Origin of the sequence: Paracidovorax valerianellae, from assembly GCF_900102625.1 — a bacterium.
Lineage (GTDB): Bacteria > Pseudomonadota > Gammaproteobacteria > Burkholderiales > Burkholderiaceae_C > Paracidovorax > Paracidovorax valerianellae.
Map to the genome: position 1 here is coordinate 175,070 of NZ_FMZC01000004.1, position 23,102 is coordinate 198,171.

Consider the following 23,102-nt stretch of genomic DNA (forward strand, 5'->3'; position numbering starts at 1 on the left):
CCCCGCGCCCCATGTTCCATCTGCAAACCCTCGAACTCGTCCACTGGGACTACTGCCAGCGCGTGTCCCTGCCGCTTGATGCGTCCATCATCACCATCGCCGGGCCCAACGGCTCGGGCAAGACCACGCTGCTCGATGCCATGCGCACGCTGCTGGGCCTGCGCTGCTCGGCCCCGCGCGACTACCGCACCTATGCCCGCCACGCGGGCGCCCAGACCGCCTGGCTGCGCGCCGTGGTGGACAACCGGGCCCAGGGGCGCCAGACCTCCAGCCGACCGTTCGCCCGGCGCCTGCTCTACAGCGACCAGGTCACGCTGGCCTGCCGCATCGACCGCAACGGCGGCGACTGGCAGCGCCGCTACTGCCTGCTCGACGGCGACGTCGGCATCGAGCAACTGCGCGATACGCCCGAAAAAGACCTCGGGTTCATGGGCGTGGAGGCCTGGGGCCGCGTGCTGGGCGCGGCGGGCCTGTCGCCCGCCATCGCCCGCGTGCTCTCGCTGGAGCAGGGCCAGACCGACCGCCTGTGCGAATTCAGCCCGCGCGAACTGCTGCGCCTGGTGTTCGACGTGTTCGGCGACCAGCAGGTGCTCGATGCCTACGATCAGGCGCGCGAGCACCAGCAACAGCTCGTGCGCGAAATGGCCCAGGCCGAACGCGAGCTGGACCACGGCCGCGCGCAGCTGGCCGAGCTGCAGAACCGCGTGGCCAGCTACCAGAGCTGGCAGATGAAGATCGCCGAGCGCGAGCGCCTGGCCACCGAAGTGCTGCCCGTGCTGGCCTGGCACGGCGAGCGCGAAGGCCTCACCAAGCAGGCGCGCGAACTGCGCCGCCAAAAGACCCAGCACCGCAGCGCCCTGGCCGACCAGGCCGTGCAGAACAAGCGCCTGCTCACCCTGATCGAGGAAAGCGCCCGCGCCCAGTCCGACGCCACCCGCTTGCTGGCCGAGCGCGACGAAGCGCGCGGCGCGCTGGACGACGCCACCCGCCACGAATCGCCGCTGGAGCAGCTCGCCAAGCGCGAGCAGGAACTGCTGGCCCTGGTGGACAAGGGCAGCAACGCCGACGAACTGCAGGCCCACCTGGCCCGGCTGCAAGCCCAAGAAGCCGAGGCGCAGGACGAGCGCTCCGCGCTGCAGCAGCGGCGCAAGCTCGCCCAGGAAGCCCTCAAGGCCCTGGAAGGCCAGCATCTGCCGCCGCTGCCGCACGAGGTGCAGCAGTTCCGAAAGCGCCTGGTCGCCCAGGGCATCGGCCATCAGTTCGTGGCCGAGGTGGTCGAGGTGGCCGACGAGGAATGGCGTGCCGCCATCGAAGGCGTGCTGCGCGGCCACCGCTGGGTGGTGCTGCTGGACAAAGAGGCCGACCTGGCCGAGGCCTATGAGATCGGCGAGCGCGAGCGCTACCGCCATTACCTCGTCGGCCCGGGCGAAAAAGCCCTCAAGGGCGACCCCGGCACGCTGCTGTCCCACGTGCGCTTCACGGCGCCCGTGCCGCGCTGGCTGGTGCAGCAACTGCAGCAACTGCGCTGCGTGGCCGACCCGCGCGAGGGCAAGCGCCTGGGCGGCACCTGGATCACCCCGCAGGCCTACATGCACGACGGGCGCGGCGCCCGCTCCATGTGGGTGGAGCCGCGCGAGCACCAGTTCGGCGCCGCCGCCGTGCATGCGCGCCGCAACGCCGCCGAGCGCGATGCCGCGCAGATCGATGCCCTGCTGGCGCCCGTGCTGGACCGCGTGCTGGCCTTGAAGCGCCAGATCACCGACACCCGCCGCGCGCTGGAAGGCCACAGCGCCGCCGAAGAGCTGGCGCGCCGCAGCGACGAATTCGCCCAGGCCCGCGAGGTGCTGCCCGCCGCCAAGCAGGCGCGCATCGCCGCGGCCCAGCGCTGGCAGCGCCTGGACACCGAAGCCACCCGCGCCCACGACCGCCACCGCGCCTTCGCCGACGAGCACCAGCGCCTGGAGCAGCAGCTCAAGCGGGCCCGCAGCGACAGCGACCGCGCCGCCCAGGAATGGACCGCGCGCCGCCGCAGCCACGTGGTCGCCACCGCGCAGAGCCAGCGGCAGCGCCACGGCTTTCCGCCGCGCTGGATCGCCCTGGCCACGCTGGAGTCTCTGGTGGACGAATACGTCAACGACACCCAGGCCCGCCTGCGGCTGCAATCCGTGGAGCAGGAACTGGAGCACAACACCTGGGAGCAGGACGCCACCGTCGAAGAGCGCCACCGCCGCATGGAAACCACCGTGCGCGAGCAGACCCTGAGCCTGTCGGACCACCAGGCCAAGAATGCCCAGGCCGGCACCGCCGTGCACAACGCGCGCGAAAGCTACATCGAAGTGCTGCGCAGCACCGTGCGCCGCTACCGCAAGAACATCCAGGAACTGGGCGCGCTCGCGGGCGTGGAGGTCGCGGCCGATCTGCCGCTGCTGGAGAACGACGACACCGTGCTCTCGCAGGCCGGCCTCAAGGTGCACTTCGCGTTCGACGGCAAAGGCAGCATCGGCATGAACGACGGCGAGGCCTCGGGCGGCCAGCAGGTGATCAAGTCGCTCATCCTGCTGGTGGGGCTGCTCAAGGACGAGGAAAGCGGCTCGGGCGGCTTCGTCTTCATCGACGAACCCTTCGCCCACCTGGACGTGCGCAACATCCAGCTGGTCGGCCACTTTTTGCGCTCCACCCAGGCGCAATACGTGCTGACCACGCCCATCACCCACAACCTGGAAGTCTTCGAGCCGGCCGAGATCACCCTCGTGACCAGCAAGAAACCGCAAGGCTCGCGCTGGGCCCCGCCCATCGCGGTGGCCAAGCGCCGCGGTGTGCCGGTGCTGGAGCCCGTGCCGGCATGAGCGGGTCGGCCCGCACGGCCCGCCCTGCCGATGCGACCGCCGCCGGACGCTCGATTTTCAGCAACAAGGATGAAGTCCGCATGACGCCAGACCACGACACCGCGCTGCAAATCCAGAGGCTTTCGCCCGCGCAATGGAAGGACGCTTACCCGGTGATGGCGCAGTTGCGTGCGCTGGACGAGGCCGAGTTCCTGCGGCGCGTGCGCCAGCAGTCGTGCGCTGGCTATGAACTGGTGGGCGCCTACCAGGGCGGCATCCTGGTCGGCGTCATGGGCATGCGGCCCGTGCAGACCCTGGCGCGCGGGGCCTATCTGCATGTCGATGACCTCGTGGTGGATGCCGCAGCGCGCAGCAGCGGCGCGGGCCGGGCGCTGATGGCCTACGCCGAAGCCGATGCGCTGGCACGGGCCATGGCGCTGGTGTTTCTTGACGCGAGGCCGGAGGCCATCGCGTTCTACGAGCGCGGGGGCTATGGGTTGCACCCTGCTCCGTCGATGAAGAAGGTCCTCTCGGCCTCCTGACGGGCGGCAAGGGCGTTGCCCGCCGCACAGCCCCGGGCAAGGCGGATCAGAAGGGATGGGTGTAAACCCGCATCGCGCGGTTCGGTGCGGGCGCGCGGGTGACAGGGCTCCTAGAATTCCCCGGGCACAGTCCTGATTGCGCTCTGGCGCTGTGGCATGCCGGTCTTGGCGGCGGCCCCGCTCTGCGCCCCTTCAAGGAGACCCTTTGCCGCTACGGCCTGCGAAATGGCGCGACAGCGCCCCGTCCAAAGCCTCCTTCCCTGTGCGGCCCGCCTGGTTGCGGGCGCTGGATGTCGTGCTGGGCGCGGACCGGCACTTGCGCGTGCGCACGGCCATGGCTGGGCTGGCGGGGCTGCTGATGCTGTGCTGCGTGGCGGCGATGCACATCGTGGCGCGGGCGGGCATGGCCGATCAGGGGTGGGTCAATGTCTGGACGCTGTTTTGCGTGTCGGGCCTGGTGGGCGTGTTTGCGCTGATCCGCAGCGGCCAGTCGCGGCGCTTTCGCGATCCGTCGCTCACGCTGTTTCAGATGCTCTACGCCGTGGCCTGCGATGCCGCGGCCTTCGTGATCGCAGGGCCGGCGCGGGGCATCACGCTGCCGATCCTGGCGGTGATCCTGATGTTCGGCATCTTCGGGCTGTCCACCCGGCAGATGGTGGGCGTGCTGTTCTATTCGCTGGCCGCGTTCGGCGCGGGCGGCGTGCTGGCCGAACTGCGCGAAGAACTGCACCAGGGCCCGGCCATGGCCACGGCCTACGCGATCATGATTCTGGTGGTGCTGCTGAGCAGCACGTTCCTCACCACCCGCGTGCAGGCCACGCGCCAAGTGCTGCGCCGGCAAAAGCACGACCTGGCGGCGGCGCTGGAGCACATCCGCGAACTGGCCACGCACGATGAGCTGACCGGTCTGCTCAACCGCCGGCACATGCTGGAGCTGATGCGCCTGGAGCAGCGCCGCGTGGCGCGCAGCGGCCACCCGCTGGTGCTGGTGCAGCTGGACCTGGACCACTTCAAGGCCATCAACGACACCCACGGCCACGCGGCGGGCGACCGGGCCCTGCAGGCCTTCGCCCATGCGGTGAAAGCCTGCGTGCGCGATTCCGACGTGCTCTCGCGCTGGGGTGGTGAAGAGTTCGTGCTCATGCTGTGCAACACCCGGCCGGACGACGCCAGTGCGCTGCTGGAGCGCGTGCGCCTGACCGTGTCGGCGCTGCGGCTGGACCCGCCCGGCTCGCAGGCCATTCACCTCACCGTGTCCATCGGCCTGGCGCTGCACGGGGCGGGCGAGACGGTCGAGCAGACGCTGGAGCGGGCCGACCGCGCGCTCTATGCCGCCAAGGCCCAGGGCCGCGACCGGGTGGTGTGGGCGCCGCCCGCCTGACGCGGCTGCGCGTCCCGTGGTGATCGCGGCTGCGCGCCCGTCGGCGATACGGCACGGCGGCGCAGTTACGATCCCCGCCATGACCACGCGCTACGAGACCCTGCCCCAGCCCATTACCTACCGCGAGGCTTTCGGGGTGCAACCCCCCGAAGCGCCGGGCGAACGCTATGTGAAGCCCCGCAAACCTGGCTTCTTCATCCGCGCCGTGGCGCTGCCGCCTGGTGCCGCAGTGCCGGAGCACGCCGACGGGCTGGGCGGCGATGCCGATGCCGATCCGCAAGCCGAGGCCGATCCCGCCATCCTCGAAGCCCCCGAAGCCACGGCCGATGCTCCCGCTGAATCGCCCCCCGCGCTGGCCCGCGAACTGGTCCACGCCCAGTGGGGGCTGGTGCCGCATTGGGTGAAGTCGGCCTCGGACGGGCGCCTGAGGGCCCCCAAGCTGGTGAACGCGCGGTCCGAGACGGTCTCCACCTCCACGCCGTTCCGCGAGGCGTGGCTCAAGGGCCAGCGCTGCATCGTGCCCATGGCCGCGTTCTTCGAAGACGACTGGCGCAGCGGCAAGGCCGTGCCCACGCGCATCGCCCGCGTGGACGGCCAGCCGATGGGCGCGGCGGGGCTGTGGGCCCGTTGGACCGGGCCGGACGGCGAAGAGCTGATCAGCTACACCGTGCTCACCGTGAATGCCAACAGCCACGCGCTCATCCACCGCTATCAGCCGCCCGGCAGCGAAAAGCGCATGCCGGCGCTGCTCAACGAGGGCGCCTACGGGGCGTGGCTGTCGGCCCGCCCAGAAAAGGCCCGCGAGTTCATGCGCCAGTACCCGGCCAACTGGCTGCTGGCGAACCCGGTGGAAAGCAAGGCCGACAAGGGGCCCCGCGCGTTCCTCTGACCGGGGCCCCGCATGAAGAAGAACCTGTGGCTGCTGGCGCTGTGCCAGGGACTGTTCCTCACCAACAACGTCGTCTTCATCGCCATCAACGGGCTGGTGGGGCTGCAACTGGCGCCCTACGGCTGGATGGCCACGCTGCCGGTGATGGGCTACGTGGTGGGCGGGGCGCTTTCGACCGGCCTGGTGGCGCGCACGCAGCGCCGCTGGGGCCGCAAGACCTCGTTCCAGATCGGCCTGGGCGTGGCGCTGGCCTCGGCGCTGGTGTGCGCGGTGGCGGCTTTCACCCGGCAGTTCTGGCTGCTGTGCGCGGCCACTGCCGTGGCGGGCTACTACAGCGCGAACGGCCAGCTGTACCGCTTTGCCGCGGGCGAGCTGGCGGCCCCAGCCTTCCGCGAAAAGGCGGTGTCGCTGGTGCTGGCGGGCGGCCTGCTGGGCGCTGTGGCCGGGCCGAACCTGGCCAGTGCGACGCGCGACCTGTTCGGCGCGCCGTTCGCGGGGGCCTATCTGGCGCTGGCGGGGGTGGCGGTGCTGTCCATGGCCTGCATGTCGGCCATCCGGTTCGAGCCCGTGGTTCGGCCGGGCAGCGGGGCAGGGGCCCTGGCGCCGGGCCGGCCGCTGTCGGAGCTGGCGCGGCAGCCGGCTTTCCTGGTGGCGGTGCTGGGTGCCTCGCTCGGCTACGGCGTGATGAACCTGCTGATGGCCGCCACGCCGCTGGCCATGCAGGTGTGCGGCTTCGCGTTCAGCGACGCGGCGATGGTGCTGCAGTGGCACGTGATCGGCATGTTCGCGCCGGGCTTTTTCACGGGCCACCTGATCCAGCGCTTCGGGGTGCTGCGCGTCATGGGCGTGGGCCTGGCGCTCAACCTGGGCTGCGTGGCCATCGCGTTGTCGGGGGTGGAGCTGCACCACTTCACGGTGGCGCTGCTGCTTCTGGGCGTGGGCTGGAATTTCCTGTTCACCGGCAGCACCACGCTCGCACTGCAGGCCTACCGGCCCGAGGAAAAAGACCGCGCGCAGGCGGCGATCAATTTCTGCGTGTTCGCCACGATGGCGGTGACCTCGTTCGCCTCGGGCGCGCTCGTCACCACGCAGGGCTGGGCGCTGCTGAACTACGGCTCGCTGGTGCCCATCGCGCTGCTGGGGGCCGGGCTGGTGTGGCTGGCCACGCGGCCCAAGGCGGGCTGGGCCACCTGAGCCTGGGTAGCGGTTTGCTCACTAATTAATAGCAACCTGCCGGCGTGTTGATTGCGCTGGAGGCCGATTTGGCTCCAAGGCCCGGCGGCCGGGACAGCGGGCGTCCAGCCAGCGGCGCAAGGCAATCAAGGCCGGCGCGGCGTGCTCGGGGCTTTCGTTGAACAGCTCGTGGTACGCCGATGCGAACTTCTTCGCCTGCACCACGCCCTGCGGGGCGGCGGCGGCAAAGGCGCGGCTGCCGGCTGGATCGACCAGCCGGTCGGCTCCGGCCCACAGCAGCAGCGTGGGCACCTGCCATTGCGCGGCCTGCGCCACCACGGCCGGCCCGCCGTGGGCGATGAAGCGCGCCAGCCGGGCGCTGATGCGGTCGTGGCAGCGTGGATCGGCGCGGTAGGCCGCCACCACCGTGGGGTCGTGCGACAGGTAGGCCGCGTCGAGCCCGCTGCCCAGGCGCAGGTCGGGCATCAGGCGGGGCAGGGTGGCCACGAGCAGCTTTTGCCACGGGTTCAGGCCGGGGTCGAGCGCAGGCGACGACAGCGCCAGCGCCTGCACCGGCCGCAGTGCCAGCGCCACGAAGCGCGCTGCCACCAGCCCGCCCAGGCTGTGGCCCAGCAGCACCAGCGGCTGGCCGGCGGGCATGCGGGCCCGCGTGGCGTCCACGATGTCGGCCAGGTCCACCAGCAGCCGGTCGGCGCTGGTCAGGCCGCCGCGCGGCCCGCCCGAGTCGCCATGGCCGTACTGGTCGTAGCCGCGCACGGCCAGGCCCCAGGCGTTCAGTTGCCGGGCGAGCCAGTCGTAGCGGCCCACGTGTTCGCCCAGGCCGTGCACCAGCAGCACGGTGCCGCGCGCCTGGGCATGGGGCAGGGGCCAGTCCTGCACGGCCAGGTTCTCGCCGTCGGCCGCGGTGAAGGGGGACAGCGAGGACGGGGCGTCGGGATCGAACATGCCGGGGGCAGGGCGCTGGGGCGGCGCGATCAGGCGGCTTCGGCCGTGCCGTGCGCGTCGGCCGGCAGGCAGGCGATCACCTGGGCCACGGCGGCGGTGAGCTTCTTGGCGTAGGGCACGTGCAGGAACTCGTTGGGGCCGTGCGCGTTGCTCTTGGGGCCAAGCACGCCGCAGACCATCATCTGCGCCTTCGGGAAGCCCTGGCTCAGCATGTTCATGAGCGGAATGGTGCCGCCCTGGCCGATGTAGCCGCAGGGCGCGCCGAAGTGCGCCTGGCTGGCGGCGTTGAGCGCGCCCTCGAACCACGGCGCCGTGCCTGGCGCGTTCCAGCCGCTGGCCGCGCCGCCGCCTTCGAAGGTGACCTTGGCCTGGTAGGGCGCGTTGTCCTCCAGCAGCGCCTTCATCTCCTGCACGCACTGCGCGGCGTCCACCAGCGGGGGCAGGCGCAGGCTGAGCTTGAAGGCGGTGTAGGGGCGCAGCACGTTGCCCGCGTCCTTGAGGGCCGGAAACCCTTCGGCGCCGGTCACGCTGAGCGTGGGTTCCCACGTGCGCTTGAGCAGGGCCTGCACCGGGTCGGTGGTGGTGGGCAGGGCGAAGGTGGTGGAGCCGCCGCAGTCGTAGTGCGCCCAGGGAAAGCGCTTGTACACCTCTTCGCCCAGGATGGCGGCGGTGGCGCGGGCCTGCGCGAGCCGGTCGGTGGGCACGTCGCAGTGGAAGCTGGCGGGCAGCAGGCGGCCGGTGGCGCTGTCTTCCAGCCGGTCCAGCACCTGCCGCATGATGCGGAACGACGAGGGCACCAGGCCCGACGAGTCGCCCGAGTGGATGCCCTCGGTGAGGATCTCCACCTTGAGCGTGCCGCTGGCCATGCCGCGCAGGCTGGTGGTGAGCCACAACTGGTCATAGTTGCCCGCGCCGCTGTCCAGGCAGATCACCAGCGCCACGTCGCCCATGCGGGTGCGCAGCAGGTCGATGTAGGGCAGCAGGTCGCCCGAGCCGCTTTCCTCGCAGGTTTCGATCAGGCCGACGATGCGCGGGTGCGGCACGTTCTGGCGCTTCAGCTCCTGCACGGCGGCCACGCTGGCGTACACCGCGTAGCCGTCGTCGGCGCCACCGCGGCCGTAGAGCTTGCCGTCCTCGTACTTGGGCGTCCAGGGGCCGAGGTCCTTGCGCCAGCCTTCGAATTCGGGCTGCTTGTCCAGGTGGCCGTACATCAGCACGGTCTGGCTCGATTGGGGCTGGGTGGCAGCCACTTCGAAGAACAGCACCGGCGTGCGGCCGGGCAGGCGCACGATCTCCAGCGTGAGGCCTTGCACCTTCTGGGCTTCGACCCAGCTGGCGGCGTTGCGCAGCACGCGGTCCAGGTAGCCCAGCTGCTCCCAGTCAGGGGCGAAGCCGGGCGACTTGGCGGGGATCTCGATGTATTCGGTGAGCTGGCGCAGGATGTCGCCGTCCCATTGGCGGCTCACGTGGGCCAGGGCTTCGGCGGGTTGCAAAAGGTCGGGGGCGATGCGGGCGTTCATGGCGGTTCCTCGGGGGGCGTTCCAGGAAATCCTGCCACCGGCCGCCGCGATCGGCGCGGTCGCCGGTGCGTTGCAGTTCACCGGTCCGGTGGAGGGAGGGTCTCCGGATTGTCGTGCAGTGCGGACATGGGCACCACCCCGCGCAGATCGCCCGCGACGGCAACGCGGTTGCGCCCGCTGCGCTTGGCCTCGTACATCGCGCGGTCGGCCGCGGCGATCAGCATGTCCCAGCTGTCGCCTTCCTCGATGCGCCCGCCGAACACGCCGATGCTCAGCGTGACCGGCACGGTGTGCCCGCCGATCTCGAAGTGCGACTGCTCGACCGCGCGGCACAGCGCGATCGCCAGCTGCCGCGCCCCGTGCAGCGGCGTGTCGGGCAGCAGCACCAGAAACTCCTCGCCGCCGTAGCGCCCGATCATGTCCTGCGCCCGCAGGCGCTCGCCCATCGCATCGACCACGCCGCACAGCACCTGGTCGCCCACGAGGTGGCCCAGCCCGTCGTTGATGCGCTTGAAATGGTCGATGTCCACCATCATCAAAGACAGCGGCTCGCGCGTGCGGATCGCCCGGGACATGTCGCGGGCCAGGGCGTCGATGGTGGCGCGGCGGTTGGCCACGCCCGTGAGCGGATCGCGCGCGGCCATGCGGCGGTTGGTTTCGTCCGCGCGGTCGCGCGCCATGAAGATGAAGCCGAACGACGACGCCTGCACGCTGATGAAGGTGGACAGGAACGTGGCGTGCTGCAGCCAGCTCCCCTCCAGCAGCCCGTTCAGCGGCATGGCGCCGGTCGCCGCCGCCGCGGCCCGCGCCACCAGCACCACCATCTGCAGCACGACGCCCACGACCACCAGCGTGGCGCCCCGCCCGGGAGAGGGAAAGCGCCACAGCGTCCAGAGCACCATGGCCAGTTGCACGGGGTAGATCACGCCCGCCAGCACCAGGCGCATTTCGTAGTTCTGGATGAAAGCGAGAAAGAGCGCCAGCGTGACGCCCACCGGCCCCAGCAGCCAGGCCCAGGGCAGCGGGCGGCGGTGGAACTGGCACACGGCGGCCAGCAGGCTGGCGAACACGCTGGACAACAGGCCGTTGGCGATGACGATGGACACCGCATCCGGCACGCGGCCGCGCAGCGCCAGCAGCACGTAGGCCAGCGACTGCAGCATCAGGGCGGCGGCCCACAGGCCCAGGCCTTCGCGGCGGCGGTCGTGGCCGACCAGCACCAGGCCGGCCGCCATGACGACGGAACCGATGACGGTCATCGCCAGCAGCGTGGGCAGATCGATGGCGAATTGGGGCATGAAAATCCGGTGGGCCTGCCGGCCGTGGCTCGGGGGTCGCAGCATAAACCACCCGCCCGCGCAGCCGCTACCGCAGGCGCGCCCGCCGCCCCTCCGCCGCCGCTTGAGGCGGTCTGCCGCTTTCGGCCGCTCGGCCGATCAGCCCGCCGCCAGGGCCGGCCGCGCTGCGGGGGCCGGCTGCGCCCCGGTCAGGCGGAACACCTGCACCGCGCCGGCCAGTTGCGCGGCCTGGTCGCGCAGGCTTTGCGCCGCGGCGGCCGATTCCTCCACCAGGGCGGCGTTCTGCTGCGTCATCTGGTCGAGCTGGTTCACGGCCGTGTTGACCGTGCCGATGCCGTCCGACTGCTCGGACGCCGCCGCGGTGATCTCCCCGATGATGTCGCCCACCCGCTGCACCGAGCCCACGATCTCGCCCATGGTGCGCCCGGCGTCTTCGACCAGTTGCTTGCCGGTTTCCACGCGCGCCACCGAGTTGCCGATGAGCGCCTTGATCTCGCGCGCCGCTTCGGCGCTGCGCCCGGCCAGCGAGCGCACTTCGCTCGCCACCACGGCGAAGCCCCGGCCCTGTTCGCCGGCCCGGGCGGCTTCCACCGCGGCGTTCAGCGCGAGGATGTTGGTCTGGAAGGCGATGCCGTCGATCACGCCGATGATGTCCGCGATCTTGCGCGAGCTGGCGTCGATGTCGGCCATGGTGGACACCACTTCGCCCACCACCCGCCCGCCGCGCTGCGCCACTTCGGCGGCCGATCCCGCCAATTGATTCGCCTGGCGCGCCGCGTCGGCCGACTGGCGCACCGTGCCGGTGAGCTGCTCCATGCTCTGCGCGGTCTGAGCGAGGCTGTTGGCGGCGTTCTCGGTGCGCACCGACAGGTCCTGGTTGCCCGTGGCGATCTCGGCGCTGGCGGTGGTGATGCTGTCCACCGCCGTACGCACCTGCTGCAGCACCTGCAGGTAGCGCTGGCGCATGCCTTCCACCTCGCGCACCAGGGCGCCCATTTCGTCGGTGCGGCGGGTCTCGAACGCCTGCGTGAGATCGCCTTGCGCCACCAGGGTCACGGCGCTTGTCAACTCGCGCAGCGGCTCGCTCACGCCCCGGCGCACCATGGCGAAGATGCCCGCGCCCACCACGGCCACCGCCAGCGCCATCACCAGCCACACGCCGCCCATGGCGCGCCGCTGGCCGGCCAGGGCCTCGTCGTCGGACACCTCGGCCACCACGTACCAACCCGAGCCGGTCTTCATGCGCAGGGCCCAGGGGGCCGCGCCTTGGTCGGGCAACAGCGCAAGGGCCTTGTCGATCACGCCCTCACCGCCACCGCCCAGCGTGGCGAGAAAATCACCGGCCTGTGGGTACGCCTCCAGCACCTTCTTGCCGCGCGCCGTGGGGTGCACTACGAACAGCGCGTCCTGCGGGCTGCGGCGCGGGTCGATCACGTACATGCCGCCGTGCTCGTAGAACTTCGTGCCAGCCACCTGCTTTTGCATCTGCTCCTGGAAGGCGGTGAGGTCGTTGCCCACGAAGAGGATGGCGATCACCTTGCCGGCGGCGTCCTTCACCGGCGCGTAGTGCGCCATGTAGGGTTTGCCGAACAGCATGGTGCGGCCGGTGTACGGCTGGCCGGCCAGCATGGCGGCGTAGGCGGGGCTGGCCCGGTCGAGCAGCGTGCCCTGGGCGCGTTCGCCTTTTTCGTTCTTGACCGAGGTGGTGATGCGAATGAAATCGTCGCCCTTGCGCGCGAACACCGTGGCCACGCCGCCGGTGTCCTGGGTGAACTTGTCCACGGTGCCGTAGTCGTCGTTCACCGCGATGCCGAAGCTGCTCAGCTGGCCGGTGTCCTCGTTCAGCTGCATGCCAGGGTCGAACGCGCGCTGAAAAGACAGGGCCGAGCGCCGCACCAGCTCACGGTTGGCCTCGTCCACGGCGTTGAGCGACTGGGTCACCGCATCGACCGCATCGCGCACGCCCTCGGCGATCTGGCTGCGCGTGGCCTTGTTGGTGATGACCGAGATGGCGATGCTCACCGCGACGAGGGCCAGGGCCACCAGCCCGATGGCCAGCAGGGTGACGCGGCGGGCAACGGAACGGGTCCGGACGGAAGGGGTCATGGCGAGTCCTTGGACGGTCTCAAAAGGGGCGGGAACGAGGGGAGGGCTGCGGATGAGAGCGCCCTCATCGTAAGCAACCGTAACGCCGGCCAGATAAAGGCATTCCTTTAAGGGAATACCCTTTAGGGCAGAAATCCCACCCATTCGGGCGTTGACGGGGCCAAGCATCGAATGGGCCTCCAGCGCATATTCCTCTAGGGTGTATTGCTATAAATATAATAGCAAACAGCCGAAGCGGCTCCGCGCGCTCCGGCGCGCTGCGTGGCCGAGCGGCGGTCGTCCTCCGTCCTCAGGGCGCCGCTCGACCGTCCGTGAATCGGCCTCAGGCGTGCTCGAAGTGGAACACCGCCGTCCCCGCCATGGCATTGGGCAGGAACCGCACTTCGCGCCCGTCCTGCAGGCCGAAGGCATCGATCACGCGCAGGGCGTTCTTGTGCGCCAGCACCTCGAAGTCCTTGAACGTGCCCACGCGGATGTTGGGCGTGTCATACCACTGGTAAGGCAGCCGGCGCGTGACGGGCATGCGCCCGCGCAGCACCGACAGCCGGTTGGGCCAGTGCGCGAAATTGGGGAACGCCACCACGCCGGCGCGGCCCACGCGCGCCGTCTCGCGCAGCATCACCTCGGTGTTGCGCAGGTGCTGCAGCGTGTCGATCTGCAGCACCAGGTCGAACGAGTTGTCGCCGAACATCGCGAGGCCCTCTTCCAGGTTCAGCTGCACCACGTTGACCCCGCGGCGCACGCAGGCGAGCACGTTCGCGTCGTCGATCTCGATCCCGTAGCCGGTGCAGCCGCGTTCGCGCTGCAGGTACGACAGCATCGCGCCGTCGCCGCAGCCCAGGTCCAGCACCCGGGCGCCGTGCGGCACCAGCCGGGAGATGGCATGCATGGTGGCTTTCTCGGTCATGCGAGCTCCTTGGCAATGCTGTCGAAATACGAGCCGATGACGCCCATGTACCGGGCGTCGTCGAGCAAAAAGGCATCGTGGCCGTGCGGCGCGTCGATCTCGGCGTAGCTCACGTCGCGGCGGTTGTCCAGCAGCGCCTTCACGATCTCGCGGCTGCGCGCGGGCGAGAACCGCCAGTCGGTGGTGAAGCTCACCAGCAGGAACTTGGCCGTGGCACGCGCCAGGGCCAGCGTGAGGTTGCCGCCAAAGGCGAGCGCGGGGTCGAAGTAGTCCAGCGCACGGGTGATCAGCAGGTAGGTGTTGGCGTCGAAATACTCGCTGAACTTGTCGCCCTGGTAGCGCAGGTAGCTTTCGATCTGAAACTCGATGTCCTGCGTGCTGTAGCGGTAGCCGCCTGCGGCCGGCGCAACGGCGGGCGTGCCTGCGGGCAGCGTTTCCTCCATCACCGTCTGGCGCAGCTGGCGGCCGAATTTCTCGTTCATCACGTCGTCAGACAGGTACGTGATGTGGCCGATCATCCGCGCGATGCGCAGGCCGCGCTGCGGAATCGCCCCGTGCCGGTAGAAGTGCCCGCCGTGGAAGTCCGGGTCGGTCACGATGGCCCGGCGCGCCACCTCGTTGAAGGCGATGTTTTCCGCCGTGAGGTTGGGGGCGCTGGCCACCACCACCGCATGGCGCACGCGCTCGGGGTACTGCAGCGTCCACGACAGCGCTTGCATGCCGCCCAGGCTGCCTCCCAGCACCGCCGCGAGCTGCTGCACGCCGATCTGGTCCAGCAGGCGCGCCTGCGCGTTCACCCAGTCTTCCACCGTGACCACCGGAAAATCGGCGCCGTACACCTCGCCGGTGTCCGGGTGCGTGTCCATCGGCCCGGTGGAGCCGAAGCACGAGCCCAGGTTGTTGATGCCGATCACGAAGAATCGGTTGGTGTCCACCGGCTTGCCCGGGCCGATCATGTTGTTCCACCAGCCCTCGCTCTTGGGCTGGCCCTCGTACACGCCCGCCACGTGGTGCGACGCGTTGAGCGCATGGCACACCAGCACCGCGTTGGAGCGGGCCGCGTTGAGCGTGCCGTAGGTTTCGAAGGCGAGGGTGTAGTCGCGGATCGTGCCGCCGCCCTGCAGAGGCAGTGCGTCGGCGAAATGCAAGGACTGGGACGTGGCGATGAAGGACATGAAAAAACCCGGCATCGCTAAAAACGAGGCCGGGTCGGTGTTTCTGTCACTTTGCGGACGGGTCTTTAGCGGTATTTATAAAGCGCCCGCAAGCTATGGCAAATCGGCGCGAGGGCCACTATACCAAAGCCAAAGCCGCGGTGGCCGGGCATTTTTCAAGGCGCGGGCGCCAGCAGCGCAGCCACGCCCAGCCCCAGGAAAATCACCGCCGACACCACGTGCACCGCACGGATCGGCACCCGCCGCGTGATGCGGTCGCCCAGCCACACCGCCGGAGCGTTGGCCAGCATCATTCCCAGCGTGGTGCCGGCCACCACCCACCAGTAGACGCTGTAGCGCGCGGCCAGCATCACCGTGGCGACCTGCGTCTTGTCGCCCATCTCGGCCAGGAAGAACGCGATCAGCGTCGTCCCGAATACGCCGAAGCGCGGCGCGCCGCCCGAGTCGTCCTCGTCCAGCCGGTCGGGAATGAGCATCCACACCGCCATGGCGATGAATGACAGGCCCAGTCCCCAGCGCAGCACCTGCGGGCCCACCACCGTGGTCACCCAGGCGCCCACCGCGCCCGCCAGCGCATGGTTGGCCAGCGTGGCCACGAAAATGCCCAGCACGATCGGCCACGGCTTGCGAAAGCGCGCGGCGAGAACGAGGGACAGGAGTTGGGTTTTGTCGCCCATCTCCGCGAGGGCGACGATGGCGGTCGAAACGAAAAAGGCTTCCATGGGGCAAGGAGTTGTCCGGCCGGACAGGTGCAGAGCATTGACTGCACCCCGACTCCGGCCTTTTGGATCGGTGCGCAGTCAATGGTCTCGCCCAGTTCGAATGAACCGCATGCACCACAGGCCGCGAGGGCCCGAGTTTGTTGATGCATGCCCCCGTGCGGTCTGTGCGCCGGGCGGGCTACTCCCCAAAGACGGGGCGATTGTAACGATGCGCTTCCGGCTGTTCGGGTAAATACCCACAAGAAACGTTGCAACTGCGCCAACTTTCGTGCTTAGACCACGAATAGATGGTTAATAATGGGCCTTGCCTTTCTGCCAAGCAGGAACGCAAGTAGCGGTGATTGGTCGGTTTCGCGTCTTTGAAGTCGTCACAGGTTTGTTGATTGCGTCGGGCTCCATCGCGTTTTCTTGTTTTTTTAGGAGTCCTTCATGGGCAACAAACTCTACGTGGGCAACCTGCCCTATTCTTTCCGCGACGACGACCTGCAACAAACGTTCAGCCAATACGGCGCCGTGCAAAGCGCCAAGGTCATGATGGAACGTGACACCGGCCGCTCCAAGGGTTTCGGCTTCGTCGAAATGGGCAGCGATGCCGAAGCACAAGCCGCCATCCAAGGCGCGCATGGTCAAAATTTCGGCGGCCGTGACCTCGTGGTCAACGAAGCTCGCCCCATGGAGCCCCGTCCTCCCCGTAGCGGTGGCGGCGGCTTCGGCGGCGGCAACGGCGGTGGCGGCGGTTACGGCGGCGGTGGCGGCCGTAGCGGTGGCTTCGGCGGCGGCGGTGGTGGCGGCGGCTACGGCGGTGGCCGCAGCAGCTACTAAGCCAAGCGCTGGCAGCTTATCGAAAAGGGTCCCTCGGGACCCTTTTTTCATGGCTGAGCCAGAGTGATTCGCCAGCATTCAGTACCTTGCTTTTTTGCGAAATTTATGGCCCATAATGCATCGGCGAGATTTTTTTCGCGTCGACGTTTGCGGGGATCCGTCAGTTTCGCGCATAGGACATCTTTGTGATTCACTGGCTGCGTTTTCGGGACTCCATCGCTTTATCAATGTGTTTTTGAGGAGTCCCGTAATGGGCAACAAACTGTACGTCGGCAATTTGCCGTACTCGGTGCGTGACAGTGACTTGGAGCAGGCATTCGGCCAATTCGGGGCCGTGACCAGTGCCAAAGTCATGATGGAGCGCGATACCGGCCGCTCCAAAGGCTTTGGTTTCGTCGAGATGGGCAGCGACCCTGAAGCGCAAGCCGCCATCCAGGGCATGAATGGCCAACCCCTCGGTGGCCGCAGCATCGTTGTGAACGAAGCCCGTCCCATGGAGCCTCGTCCTCCCCGCAGTGGCGGGTTTGGAGGCGGCGGTGGTGGCGGTTACGGCGGTGGCGGCGGCGGTGGTGGATACGGCGGCGGCGGTCGCAGCGGTGGCGGAGGCTACGGTGGTGGCGGCGGCCGGGGTGACGGCGGCGGTGGTGGTTACGGAGGCGGCGGCCGTGGCGAAGGCGGCGGCGGTGGCGGTGGTTATGGCGGCGGCGGCGGTGGCCGCGGCGACGGCGGTTTCCGCAGCCCCTACGGTTCGGGCTCGCGCAATGGCGGCGGCGGCGGTGGCCGCAGTGGCGGTGGCGGTGGCGGCTACGGTGGTGGCGGCAGCGGCGGCTACTGAGATATTTCTACAGCCAGAGAGACATACCTGCACGGTGGTCTCTCCCGGCAAAAAGGCTCCCTCGGGAGCCTTTTTCGTTTGTGGCGCGTGCGTTGGCCGCTGTGCAGCTCTCAGTGCGGCGACGTTCCGCCCTTTTGCCGGTGCTTGCGCGGGCGGCCAGCCAGCAGCTTGTCGAACAGCGCGTTGGGCAGCACGCGCAGCAGTTTGGCCACCACGCCCATCTGCCAAGGGATGACGCGGTAGCTCGCGCCGGCGCGGATCGCGGCGAAGGCCCGGTCGGCGAAATCTTCCGGCTGCATCAGAAAAGGCATGGCGTAGCGGTTCTGGCGGGTGAGCGGGGTGTCGATGTATCCCGGGCACAGCGTGACCACCCGAACGCCCGAGGCGCGCAATTCCCCCCGCAGGCTTTCGCAATAGCTGATGACGGCCGCTTTGCTGCCGCAATAGGCGCCATGGCCGGGCAGGCCGCGGATGCCCGCCACGCTGCCGATGCCGACGAGCGCTCCGCTGCCGCGCTGCACCATGCCATCCACGAACGGCTGGAAGGTCGCCGCCATGCCGATGTTGTTGGTGGCGAAGGTGCGCGCCATGACCTCGATGTCTTCGCGCGCGGCGGTGTCCATGCCCACGCTGATGCCCGCATTGGCGATCACGACGTCGGGCAGCCCCTGCCTTGCGATGCAATCCTGGCCCGCGGCCACGATGCTGTCGGGCTGCGCCACGTCGGCGCTATAAATTTGATAGCTATCTACCGGGATGTTGCTTGCGCTGGCCCACGATTGCATGGCCTCCGTGCGGCGGGCGACCAACGCCAGCCGGTAACCCGCCTGGTGAAAGCGCAGGGCGAGCGCCTGGCCGATGCCGCTGGAGGCGCCGGTGATGAACACCAGTGGGTGGGACGACATGGAAACTCCTGAAGGGTGAGGCTGGCCGCGCATGTGCCGCTTGATGCGGCTTGACGTCGCGTCAAGCCCCGTTATTTGCCGGCTGGCGGCATCAGCATGCCTTTCACGCGGCCTTGCAACTGCATGATCTGGCTGAGGTTGTTGTAGTCCATGGTGTCCGCGGTGAACTGGTCTTTGCCCCGCGTCAGTGTCACCGGCTGGTTCGACTGCACCCGTTCATCGTTGAGCCATGCGTGCAGGAATTCGCCACGGAACTGCAGGCGCGGCAGTGGCTCGCGGCCGGGCCGGGTGAGCGGTTCACGGGTGACGACGGCGTTGCCGAACAGCTGCACTTCGGAGCCGTCCGCATTGGTGAGCCCGCGGTCGGCGGTGGCCACGGTCAGCCGGCCGTCGGGTGCCACCGAACGCATGTGCACCTTGTCGATCTCCAGCGTGTCGGTGTCCAGGTAATGGCGTGCGAAGTCGCCGCGCACATCGCTTTGCAGCCGGCCGGTGGCGTCGAAGCTCTTGACCGAAAAGGTCTTCATGAAATAGTCCGGCTCGTGCGTGGGCGGGCGTTCCTGCACGGGTTTGGACGGTGTGGGGGCATTGCGCACCAGCCACCAGGTGCCCAGCGCCATGAGCGCCATGAGCGCCACGGGCAGGTAGATGGACAGCCGGTCCCAGCCCCGGCGCAGCGTGGCGATCATTCGGCGTAGGCCTCCAGCAGTTGGGCGTAGCGCCCGCTGGCCACCAGCAGCAGGTCGCAGAACTCGCGCGCGGCCCCGGCACCGCCTGCGGCGGTGGTGATGTGGTGGGCCACGGCGCGGGCTTCGATGTGGGCGTGAAAGGGTGCGCAGGCCAGTGCGCAGCGCCGCATCATCGGCAGATCGGGCCAGTCGTCGCCGATGGCGGCGGCCTGCGTCCAGTCCAGGCCCAGCTCCGCCAGGATCGATTCGGCGGCCGGGCGCTTGTCTTCGGTGCCGAAGCGGGCGTGCACCACACCCAGGTTCTTCAGGCGCAGGCGCAGGGCTGGCGCGTCGCGGCCCGTCACGATGGCCGGTGTGATGCCGGCTTTCTGCAGCAGCTTGATGCCGTGGCCGTCCAGGGTGTGGAACCGCTTGAGCGTCTCGCCGGTCTCGCTGAAATACAGGCCCCCGTCGGTGAGCACGCCGTCCACGTCGAAGAACGCGACCCGCACGCCCTGGGCGCGCAGCAGCAATTGCGCATCGAAACGCAGGGCGGGCCGAAGGGGCGGCAGCGGCTCGCCCGCGTGGTTGGCGGCACCGGCACCGGCGGCGGACGAGTGGGCGATGGGAGGCTGCATCAGATGACCTTCGCGCGCATCAGGTCGCCGATGTGCACCACGCCGATGAGCACGCCGTCCGCGTCGGCCACGAGCACGCTGGTGATGGCATGGCGCTCCATCATTTCGGCGGCATCCACGGCGAGGGCGTCGGGGGCGATGGTGCGCGGGCCGGGGTGCATGACCTCGCCAGCCGTGGCGCCGCGCAGTTCGGCGCCGGCTTCGATGCGGCGGCGCAGGTCCCCGTCCGTGAAGATGCCGAGCACGCGGCCCGCTGCATCGACCACGGCCGAGGCGCCCAGGCGCTTGGCGCTCATCTCGCGCATCAGTTCGCTGAACGAGGCATCGGGCGCCACACGCGCGATTTCGTTGCCGGAGCGCATGACATCGCTCACGTGCGTGAGCAGCTTGCGCCCCAGGGCGCCGCCGGGGTGGGAGCGCGCGAAGTCTTCGGAGCGGAACCCGCGCGCATCCAGCAGGGCGACGGCCAGTGCGTCGCCCATGGCCAGTTGCGCAGTGGTGCTGGCGGTCGGTGCGAGGTTCAGGGGGCAGGCTTCGCGGTCCACGCTGCAGTCCAGCACCAGGTCGGCATGGCGCGCCAGCGTGGATTCGAGCCCGCCGGTCATGGCCACCAGCGGCACGCCCAGGCGCTTGAGCACGGGCAGCAGCACGGTGAGCTCGGCGCTTTCGCCGCTGTTGGAAATGCCCAGCACGAGATCACCCGTGGTGACCATGCCCAGGTCGCCATGGCTGGCTTCTGCAGGGTGCACGAAAAACGCGGGGGTGCCGGTGGAGGCGAGGGTGGCAGCGATCTTGCGGCCGATGTGGCCGCTCTTGCCCATGCCCATGACCACCACGCGTCCGGTGGTGGCCAGCACGCGCTCGACGGCACTGGCGAAACTGGCGCCCACGCGGGCCGACAGCCCGGCCAGGGCAGCCGCTTCGATGTCGAAAGTTTCACGGGCCAGGCGCAGCGCCTGGTCGGCTTGGAAGGGCGCAGGCGCGGCGGGGGCGGAAAGCATGCGCGGATTCTATCGGCCGGGCCATGGACCTGCGCCGCGCCTGGGCTAGCATCCATGCATGTCGTCACTCGCCCTCACGCTGCTCTACCTGCTGGCCGCCGTATTGGGCGTGGTGGCCTGCCGCAGCCTGAAGCTGCCGCCGATGCTGGGCTACCTGGCGGCAGGCATCCTGATCGGGCCCCACGCGCTGGCCCTCACGCAGAACTCCGAGGGCGTGCGCCACCTGGGGGAGTTCGGCGTGGTGTTCCTGATGTTCGCCATCGGCCTGGAATTCAGCCTGTCCAAGCTGCGCGCCATGCGCAAGTTCGTGTTCGGGCTGGGCCTCATGCAGGTGGCGGTGACCATGGCCACGGCCATGGCCGGCGTGCTGCTGCTGTCGCGCTACGTGGGCGGGATCTGGGACATGGGCTGGCAGACGGCACTGGCGCTGGGCGGAACGCTGGTGATGAGCAGCACGGCCATCGTGGTCAAGCTGATGGCCGAGCGTGCGGAGCTGGAGAGCGAGCACGGCCGCCGCATCCTGGGCATCCTGCTGTTCCAGGACCTGGCCGTGGTGCCGCTGCTGGTGTTGATCCCGGCGCTGGGCTCCCAGCCGGACAAGCTGTTCGTCGCACTCGGGCTGGCGCTGCTCAAGGCCACGGTACTGGTGGGCCTGCTGCTGGCGGGTGGCCAGCGGGTGATGCGCTGGTGGCTCACGCTGGTGGCGCGCCGCAAGAGCGACGAGTTGTTCATGCTGAACCTGCTGCTCATCACGCTGGGACTGGCCTGGCTGACCGAAGTGGCAGGGCTGTCGCTGGCGCTGGGTGCCTTCATCGCGGGCGTGCTGGTGTCGGAAACCGAATACCGCCACCAGGTGGGCACGGACATTCGCCCGTTTCACGATGTGCTGCTGGGCCTGTTCTTTATCACCGTAGGGATGATGCTGGACTGGCACATCCTGCTGGAGCGCTGGGCGCTGGTGCTCCTGCTTCTGGTCGTGCCCCTGCTGGTCAAGATGGGCGTGATCCTGCTGCTGGCGCGCGGCATGGGGGCCACCACGGGCGTGTCGCTGCGCACGGGGCTGTATCTGGCACAGGCGGGGGAGTTCGGCTTCGTGCTGCTGTCGCTCACGCAGGAGCACGGGCTGGTGCAGCCCGCGCTGATGAACCCCATCCTCGCGGCGATGGTGCTGTCCATGCTGGCAACGCCGTTCCTGATCCTGTACAGCAACCGCATCGTGATGAAGCTGGTGGCCAGCGACTGGCTGCAGCAGTCGCTGCAGATGACCACCATTGCGCGCAAGTCGATCAACACCAGCAAGCACGTGCTGATCTGCGGCTACGGCCGTTGCGGCCAGAACCTGGCGCGCATGCTGGAGCGCGAAGGCATTCCCTACATGGCACTCGATCTGGACCCCGACCGCGTGCGCCAGGCCGCCGCGGCGGGCGATTCCGTGGTGTACGGCGATGCCACGCGGATGCAGGCGCTGATGGCCGCCGGCCTGGTGCGCGCCAGCGCCGTGGCCGTGACCTACCTCGACATTCCCGCCACGCTCAAGGTACTGGCCAACACGCGCGAACACGCCCCGCAGGTGCCGGTGGTGGTGCGCACGCAAGACGACCAATACCTGGACAAGCTCCAGGCCGCTGGCGCGACCGAGGTGGTGCCCGAAGCCATCGAAGGCTCGCTGATGCTGGCCAGCCACGCGCTGGCCCTGGTGGGGGTGCCCATGCGCCGGGTGCTGCGACTGGTGCAGGACCAGCGCGATGCGCGCTACAACCTGCTGCGCGGCTACTTCCACGGTGCGGACGACGACACCGTTTCCGAGCGCGACCAAGAGCGTCTGGCGTCCATCACGCTGCCTTCCGGGGTGCATCCGCTGGGCCAGGCGCTGGGGCAACTGGCGCTGCAGGCCATGGGCGTGCGGGTCGTGAACCTGCGCCACAAGGATGGGCGCATGTCCCAGCCGGACGACGCGGCGGTGCTGTCCGAGGGCGACACGCTCGTGCTCTCCGGCCACCCCACGGCGCTGGCGCTGGCCGAGGACGCCCTGCTGCGGTCCTGAAGGCGGTGGTCCTGGCGAGGCCTGCGGACTGCCGGCCGATACACTGCATGGCTCTTTCCTCTCCCGGCCGGGCGCTGCCGTTGCCCCGGCCTGCGGCTCTCTCCCTTCAGACTTTTCCAGCGCCATGCAAGCCCTCAGCGTCAACGAATACCTCCGCCAGCACATCCGCACCGTGCCCGACTGGCCCGCGCCGGGCGTGCAGTTCCGGGACATCACACCGCTGCTGCAGGACCCCAAGGTATTCCGGGTGCTCATCGATGCTTTCGTGCACCGCTACATGGACCGCGCTTTGCGCCCGGATGTGGTGGCCGGGCTGGACGCGCGCGGCTTCATCCTGGGGGCGGTGGTCGCCTATGAACTGAACGTAGGCTTCGTGCCGATCCGCAAGAAGGGCAAGCTGCCTTTCACCACAGTGGAAGAAACCTATGAACTCGAATACGGCAGCGCCACCGTGGAGCTGCATGCCGATGCCGTGAAGCCCGGCGACCGCGTGCTGCTGATCGACGACCTCATCGCCACCGGCGGCACGATGATGGCCGGCAAGAACCTTCTGGAGCGCCTGGGCGCGACGGTGACCGAGGGCGCCGCCATCGTGGACCTGCCCGAACTCGGGGGCTCGCAGCGCTTGCGGGACGCGGGCCTGCCGCTGTACACGCTGGTGGATTTCGCGGGCCACTGAACACGG

The 23,102-nt window shown here is 69.2% G+C and carries 20 protein-coding genes and 1 riboswitch; of the genes, 9 read left to right on the forward strand and 11 right to left on the reverse strand.

The features are described 5' to 3' along the window. The first annotated feature begins 11 nt into the window (after positions 1-11). From BLT03_RS08590 to BLT03_RS08610, 5 genes are all read left to right on the forward strand, one after another. Positions 12-2,846 (forward strand): ATP-binding protein, encoded by a 2,835-nt coding sequence (locus tag BLT03_RS08590; RefSeq protein WP_092742429.1) that lies wholly within the window; start codon positions 12-14, stop codon positions 2,844-2,846. 80 nt (positions 2,847-2,926) lie between these two features. Continuing rightward, positions 2,927-3,367: a GNAT family N-acetyltransferase gene (locus BLT03_RS08595; RefSeq protein ID WP_092743035.1), complete on the forward strand. Its 441-nt coding sequence runs from the start codon at positions 2,927-2,929 to the stop codon at positions 3,365-3,367. 334 nt (positions 3,368-3,701) lie between these two features. Then, on the forward strand, positions 3,702-4,748 hold the full coding sequence (locus tag BLT03_RS08600; RefSeq protein WP_092743038.1) for a GGDEF domain-containing protein: 1,047 nt from the start codon (positions 3,702-3,704) through the stop codon (positions 4,746-4,748). Between the two features lie 79 nt (positions 4,749-4,827). Further along, on the forward strand, positions 4,828-5,637 hold the full coding sequence (locus tag BLT03_RS08605; RefSeq protein ID WP_092742432.1) for an SOS response-associated peptidase: 810 nt from the start codon (positions 4,828-4,830) through the stop codon (positions 5,635-5,637). Between the two features lie 12 nt (positions 5,638-5,649). Then, positions 5,650-6,831, forward strand: coding sequence for an MFS transporter (locus BLT03_RS08610; RefSeq protein WP_092742435.1), 1,182 nt, complete (start codon positions 5,650-5,652; stop codon positions 6,829-6,831). A gap of 21 nt (positions 6,832-6,852) precedes the next feature. Here the strand turns inward: BLT03_RS08610 and BLT03_RS08615 are convergent, their stop codons facing one another. The 7 genes from BLT03_RS08615 to BLT03_RS08645 form a co-directional block, all read right to left on the reverse strand. Continuing rightward, positions 6,853-7,776 carry an alpha/beta hydrolase gene (locus BLT03_RS08615; protein ID WP_092742437.1) on the reverse strand — a complete coding sequence of 308 codons (924 nt, stop codon included), beginning with the start codon at positions 7,774-7,776 and terminating at the stop codon, positions 6,853-6,855. A 29-nt stretch (positions 7,777-7,805) separates the two neighbouring features. Further along, positions 7,806-9,296 carry a M20 family metallopeptidase gene (locus tag BLT03_RS08620; protein ID WP_092742439.1) on the reverse strand — a complete coding sequence of 497 codons (1,491 nt, stop codon included), beginning with the start codon at positions 9,294-9,296 and terminating at the stop codon, positions 7,806-7,808. Positions 9,297-9,373: 77 nt separating this feature from the next. Beyond that, positions 9,374-10,594 (reverse strand): GGDEF domain-containing protein, encoded by a 1,221-nt coding sequence (locus BLT03_RS08625; RefSeq protein WP_092742441.1) that lies wholly within the window; start codon positions 10,592-10,594, stop codon positions 9,374-9,376. 138 nt (positions 10,595-10,732) lie between these two features. After that, positions 10,733-12,700 carry a methyl-accepting chemotaxis protein gene (locus BLT03_RS08630; RefSeq protein WP_092742443.1) on the reverse strand — a complete coding sequence of 656 codons (1,968 nt, stop codon included), beginning with the start codon at positions 12,698-12,700 and terminating at the stop codon, positions 10,733-10,735. Positions 12,701-13,022: 322 nt separating this feature from the next. Then, entirely contained in the window at positions 13,023-13,607 is a 585-nt protein-coding gene (metW, locus tag BLT03_RS08635) for a methionine biosynthesis protein MetW (protein WP_092742452.1), read from the reverse strand. Continuing rightward, a complete protein-coding gene (gene metX, locus BLT03_RS08640) occupies positions 13,604-14,782 on the reverse strand; it encodes a homoserine O-succinyltransferase MetX (RefSeq protein WP_092743041.1) in 1,179 nt (392 codons plus the stop codon). The genes metW and metX overlap by 4 nt, the downstream gene beginning before the upstream one ends. Before the next feature lie 155 nt (positions 14,783-14,937). Then, on the reverse strand, positions 14,938-15,504 hold the full coding sequence (locus BLT03_RS08645; protein WP_092742453.1) for a TMEM165/GDT1 family protein: 567 nt from the start codon (positions 15,502-15,504) through the stop codon (positions 14,938-14,940). A gap of 18 nt (positions 15,505-15,522) precedes the next feature. Beyond that, a riboswitch (yybP-ykoY riboswitch) is annotated at positions 15,523-15,703 on the reverse strand. Between the two features lie 230 nt (positions 15,704-15,933). On the opposite strand from BLT03_RS08645, the gene rbp (BLT03_RS25005) reads away from it, so the two are divergent. Continuing rightward, the gene (rbp, locus tag BLT03_RS25005) at positions 15,934-16,326 is read left to right on the forward strand and encodes an RNA-binding regulator (protein WP_092742454.1); all 393 of its coding nucleotides are present in this window, start codon (positions 15,934-15,936) and stop codon (positions 16,324-16,326) included. A 250-nt stretch (positions 16,327-16,576) separates the two neighbouring features. Then, entirely contained in the window at positions 16,577-17,161 is a 585-nt protein-coding gene (rbp, locus tag BLT03_RS08655) for an RNA-binding regulator (RefSeq protein WP_092742456.1), read from the forward strand. A 110-nt stretch (positions 17,162-17,271) separates the two neighbouring features. Here rbp (BLT03_RS08655) and BLT03_RS08660 read toward each other — a convergent pair whose 3' ends face one another. From BLT03_RS08660 to BLT03_RS08675, 4 genes are all read right to left on the reverse strand, one after another. After that, positions 17,272-18,066 (reverse strand): SDR family oxidoreductase, encoded by a 795-nt coding sequence (locus BLT03_RS08660; protein WP_092742457.1) that lies wholly within the window; start codon positions 18,064-18,066, stop codon positions 17,272-17,274. A 71-nt stretch (positions 18,067-18,137) separates the two neighbouring features. Then, complete coding sequence (gene lptC, locus BLT03_RS08665; protein WP_092742460.1) at positions 18,138-18,755, reverse strand: LPS export ABC transporter periplasmic protein LptC; 618 nt, start codon at positions 18,753-18,755, stop codon at positions 18,138-18,140. Beyond that, positions 18,752-19,372, reverse strand: a complete 621-nt coding sequence (locus tag BLT03_RS08670; RefSeq protein WP_092742462.1) for a KdsC family phosphatase — start codon at positions 19,370-19,372, stop codon at positions 18,752-18,754. The genes lptC and BLT03_RS08670 overlap by 4 nt, the downstream gene beginning before the upstream one ends. Then, positions 19,372-20,373 (reverse strand): KpsF/GutQ family sugar-phosphate isomerase, encoded by a 1,002-nt coding sequence (locus BLT03_RS08675; protein WP_092742464.1) that lies wholly within the window; start codon positions 20,371-20,373, stop codon positions 19,372-19,374. The genes BLT03_RS08670 and BLT03_RS08675 overlap by 1 nt, the downstream gene beginning before the upstream one ends. Positions 20,374-20,431: 58 nt before the next feature. On the opposite strand from BLT03_RS08675, the gene BLT03_RS08680 reads away from it, so the two are divergent. Both BLT03_RS08680 and BLT03_RS08685 read left to right on the forward strand, forming a co-directional pair. Continuing rightward, a complete protein-coding gene (locus BLT03_RS08680; protein ID WP_092742466.1) occupies positions 20,432-22,417 on the forward strand; it encodes a monovalent cation:proton antiporter family protein in 1,986 nt (661 codons plus the stop codon). Positions 22,418-22,541: 124 nt separating this feature from the next. Continuing rightward, entirely contained in the window at positions 22,542-23,096 is a 555-nt protein-coding gene (locus BLT03_RS08685) for an adenine phosphoribosyltransferase (RefSeq protein WP_092742468.1), read from the forward strand. Positions 23,097-23,102 lie beyond the last annotated feature (6 nt).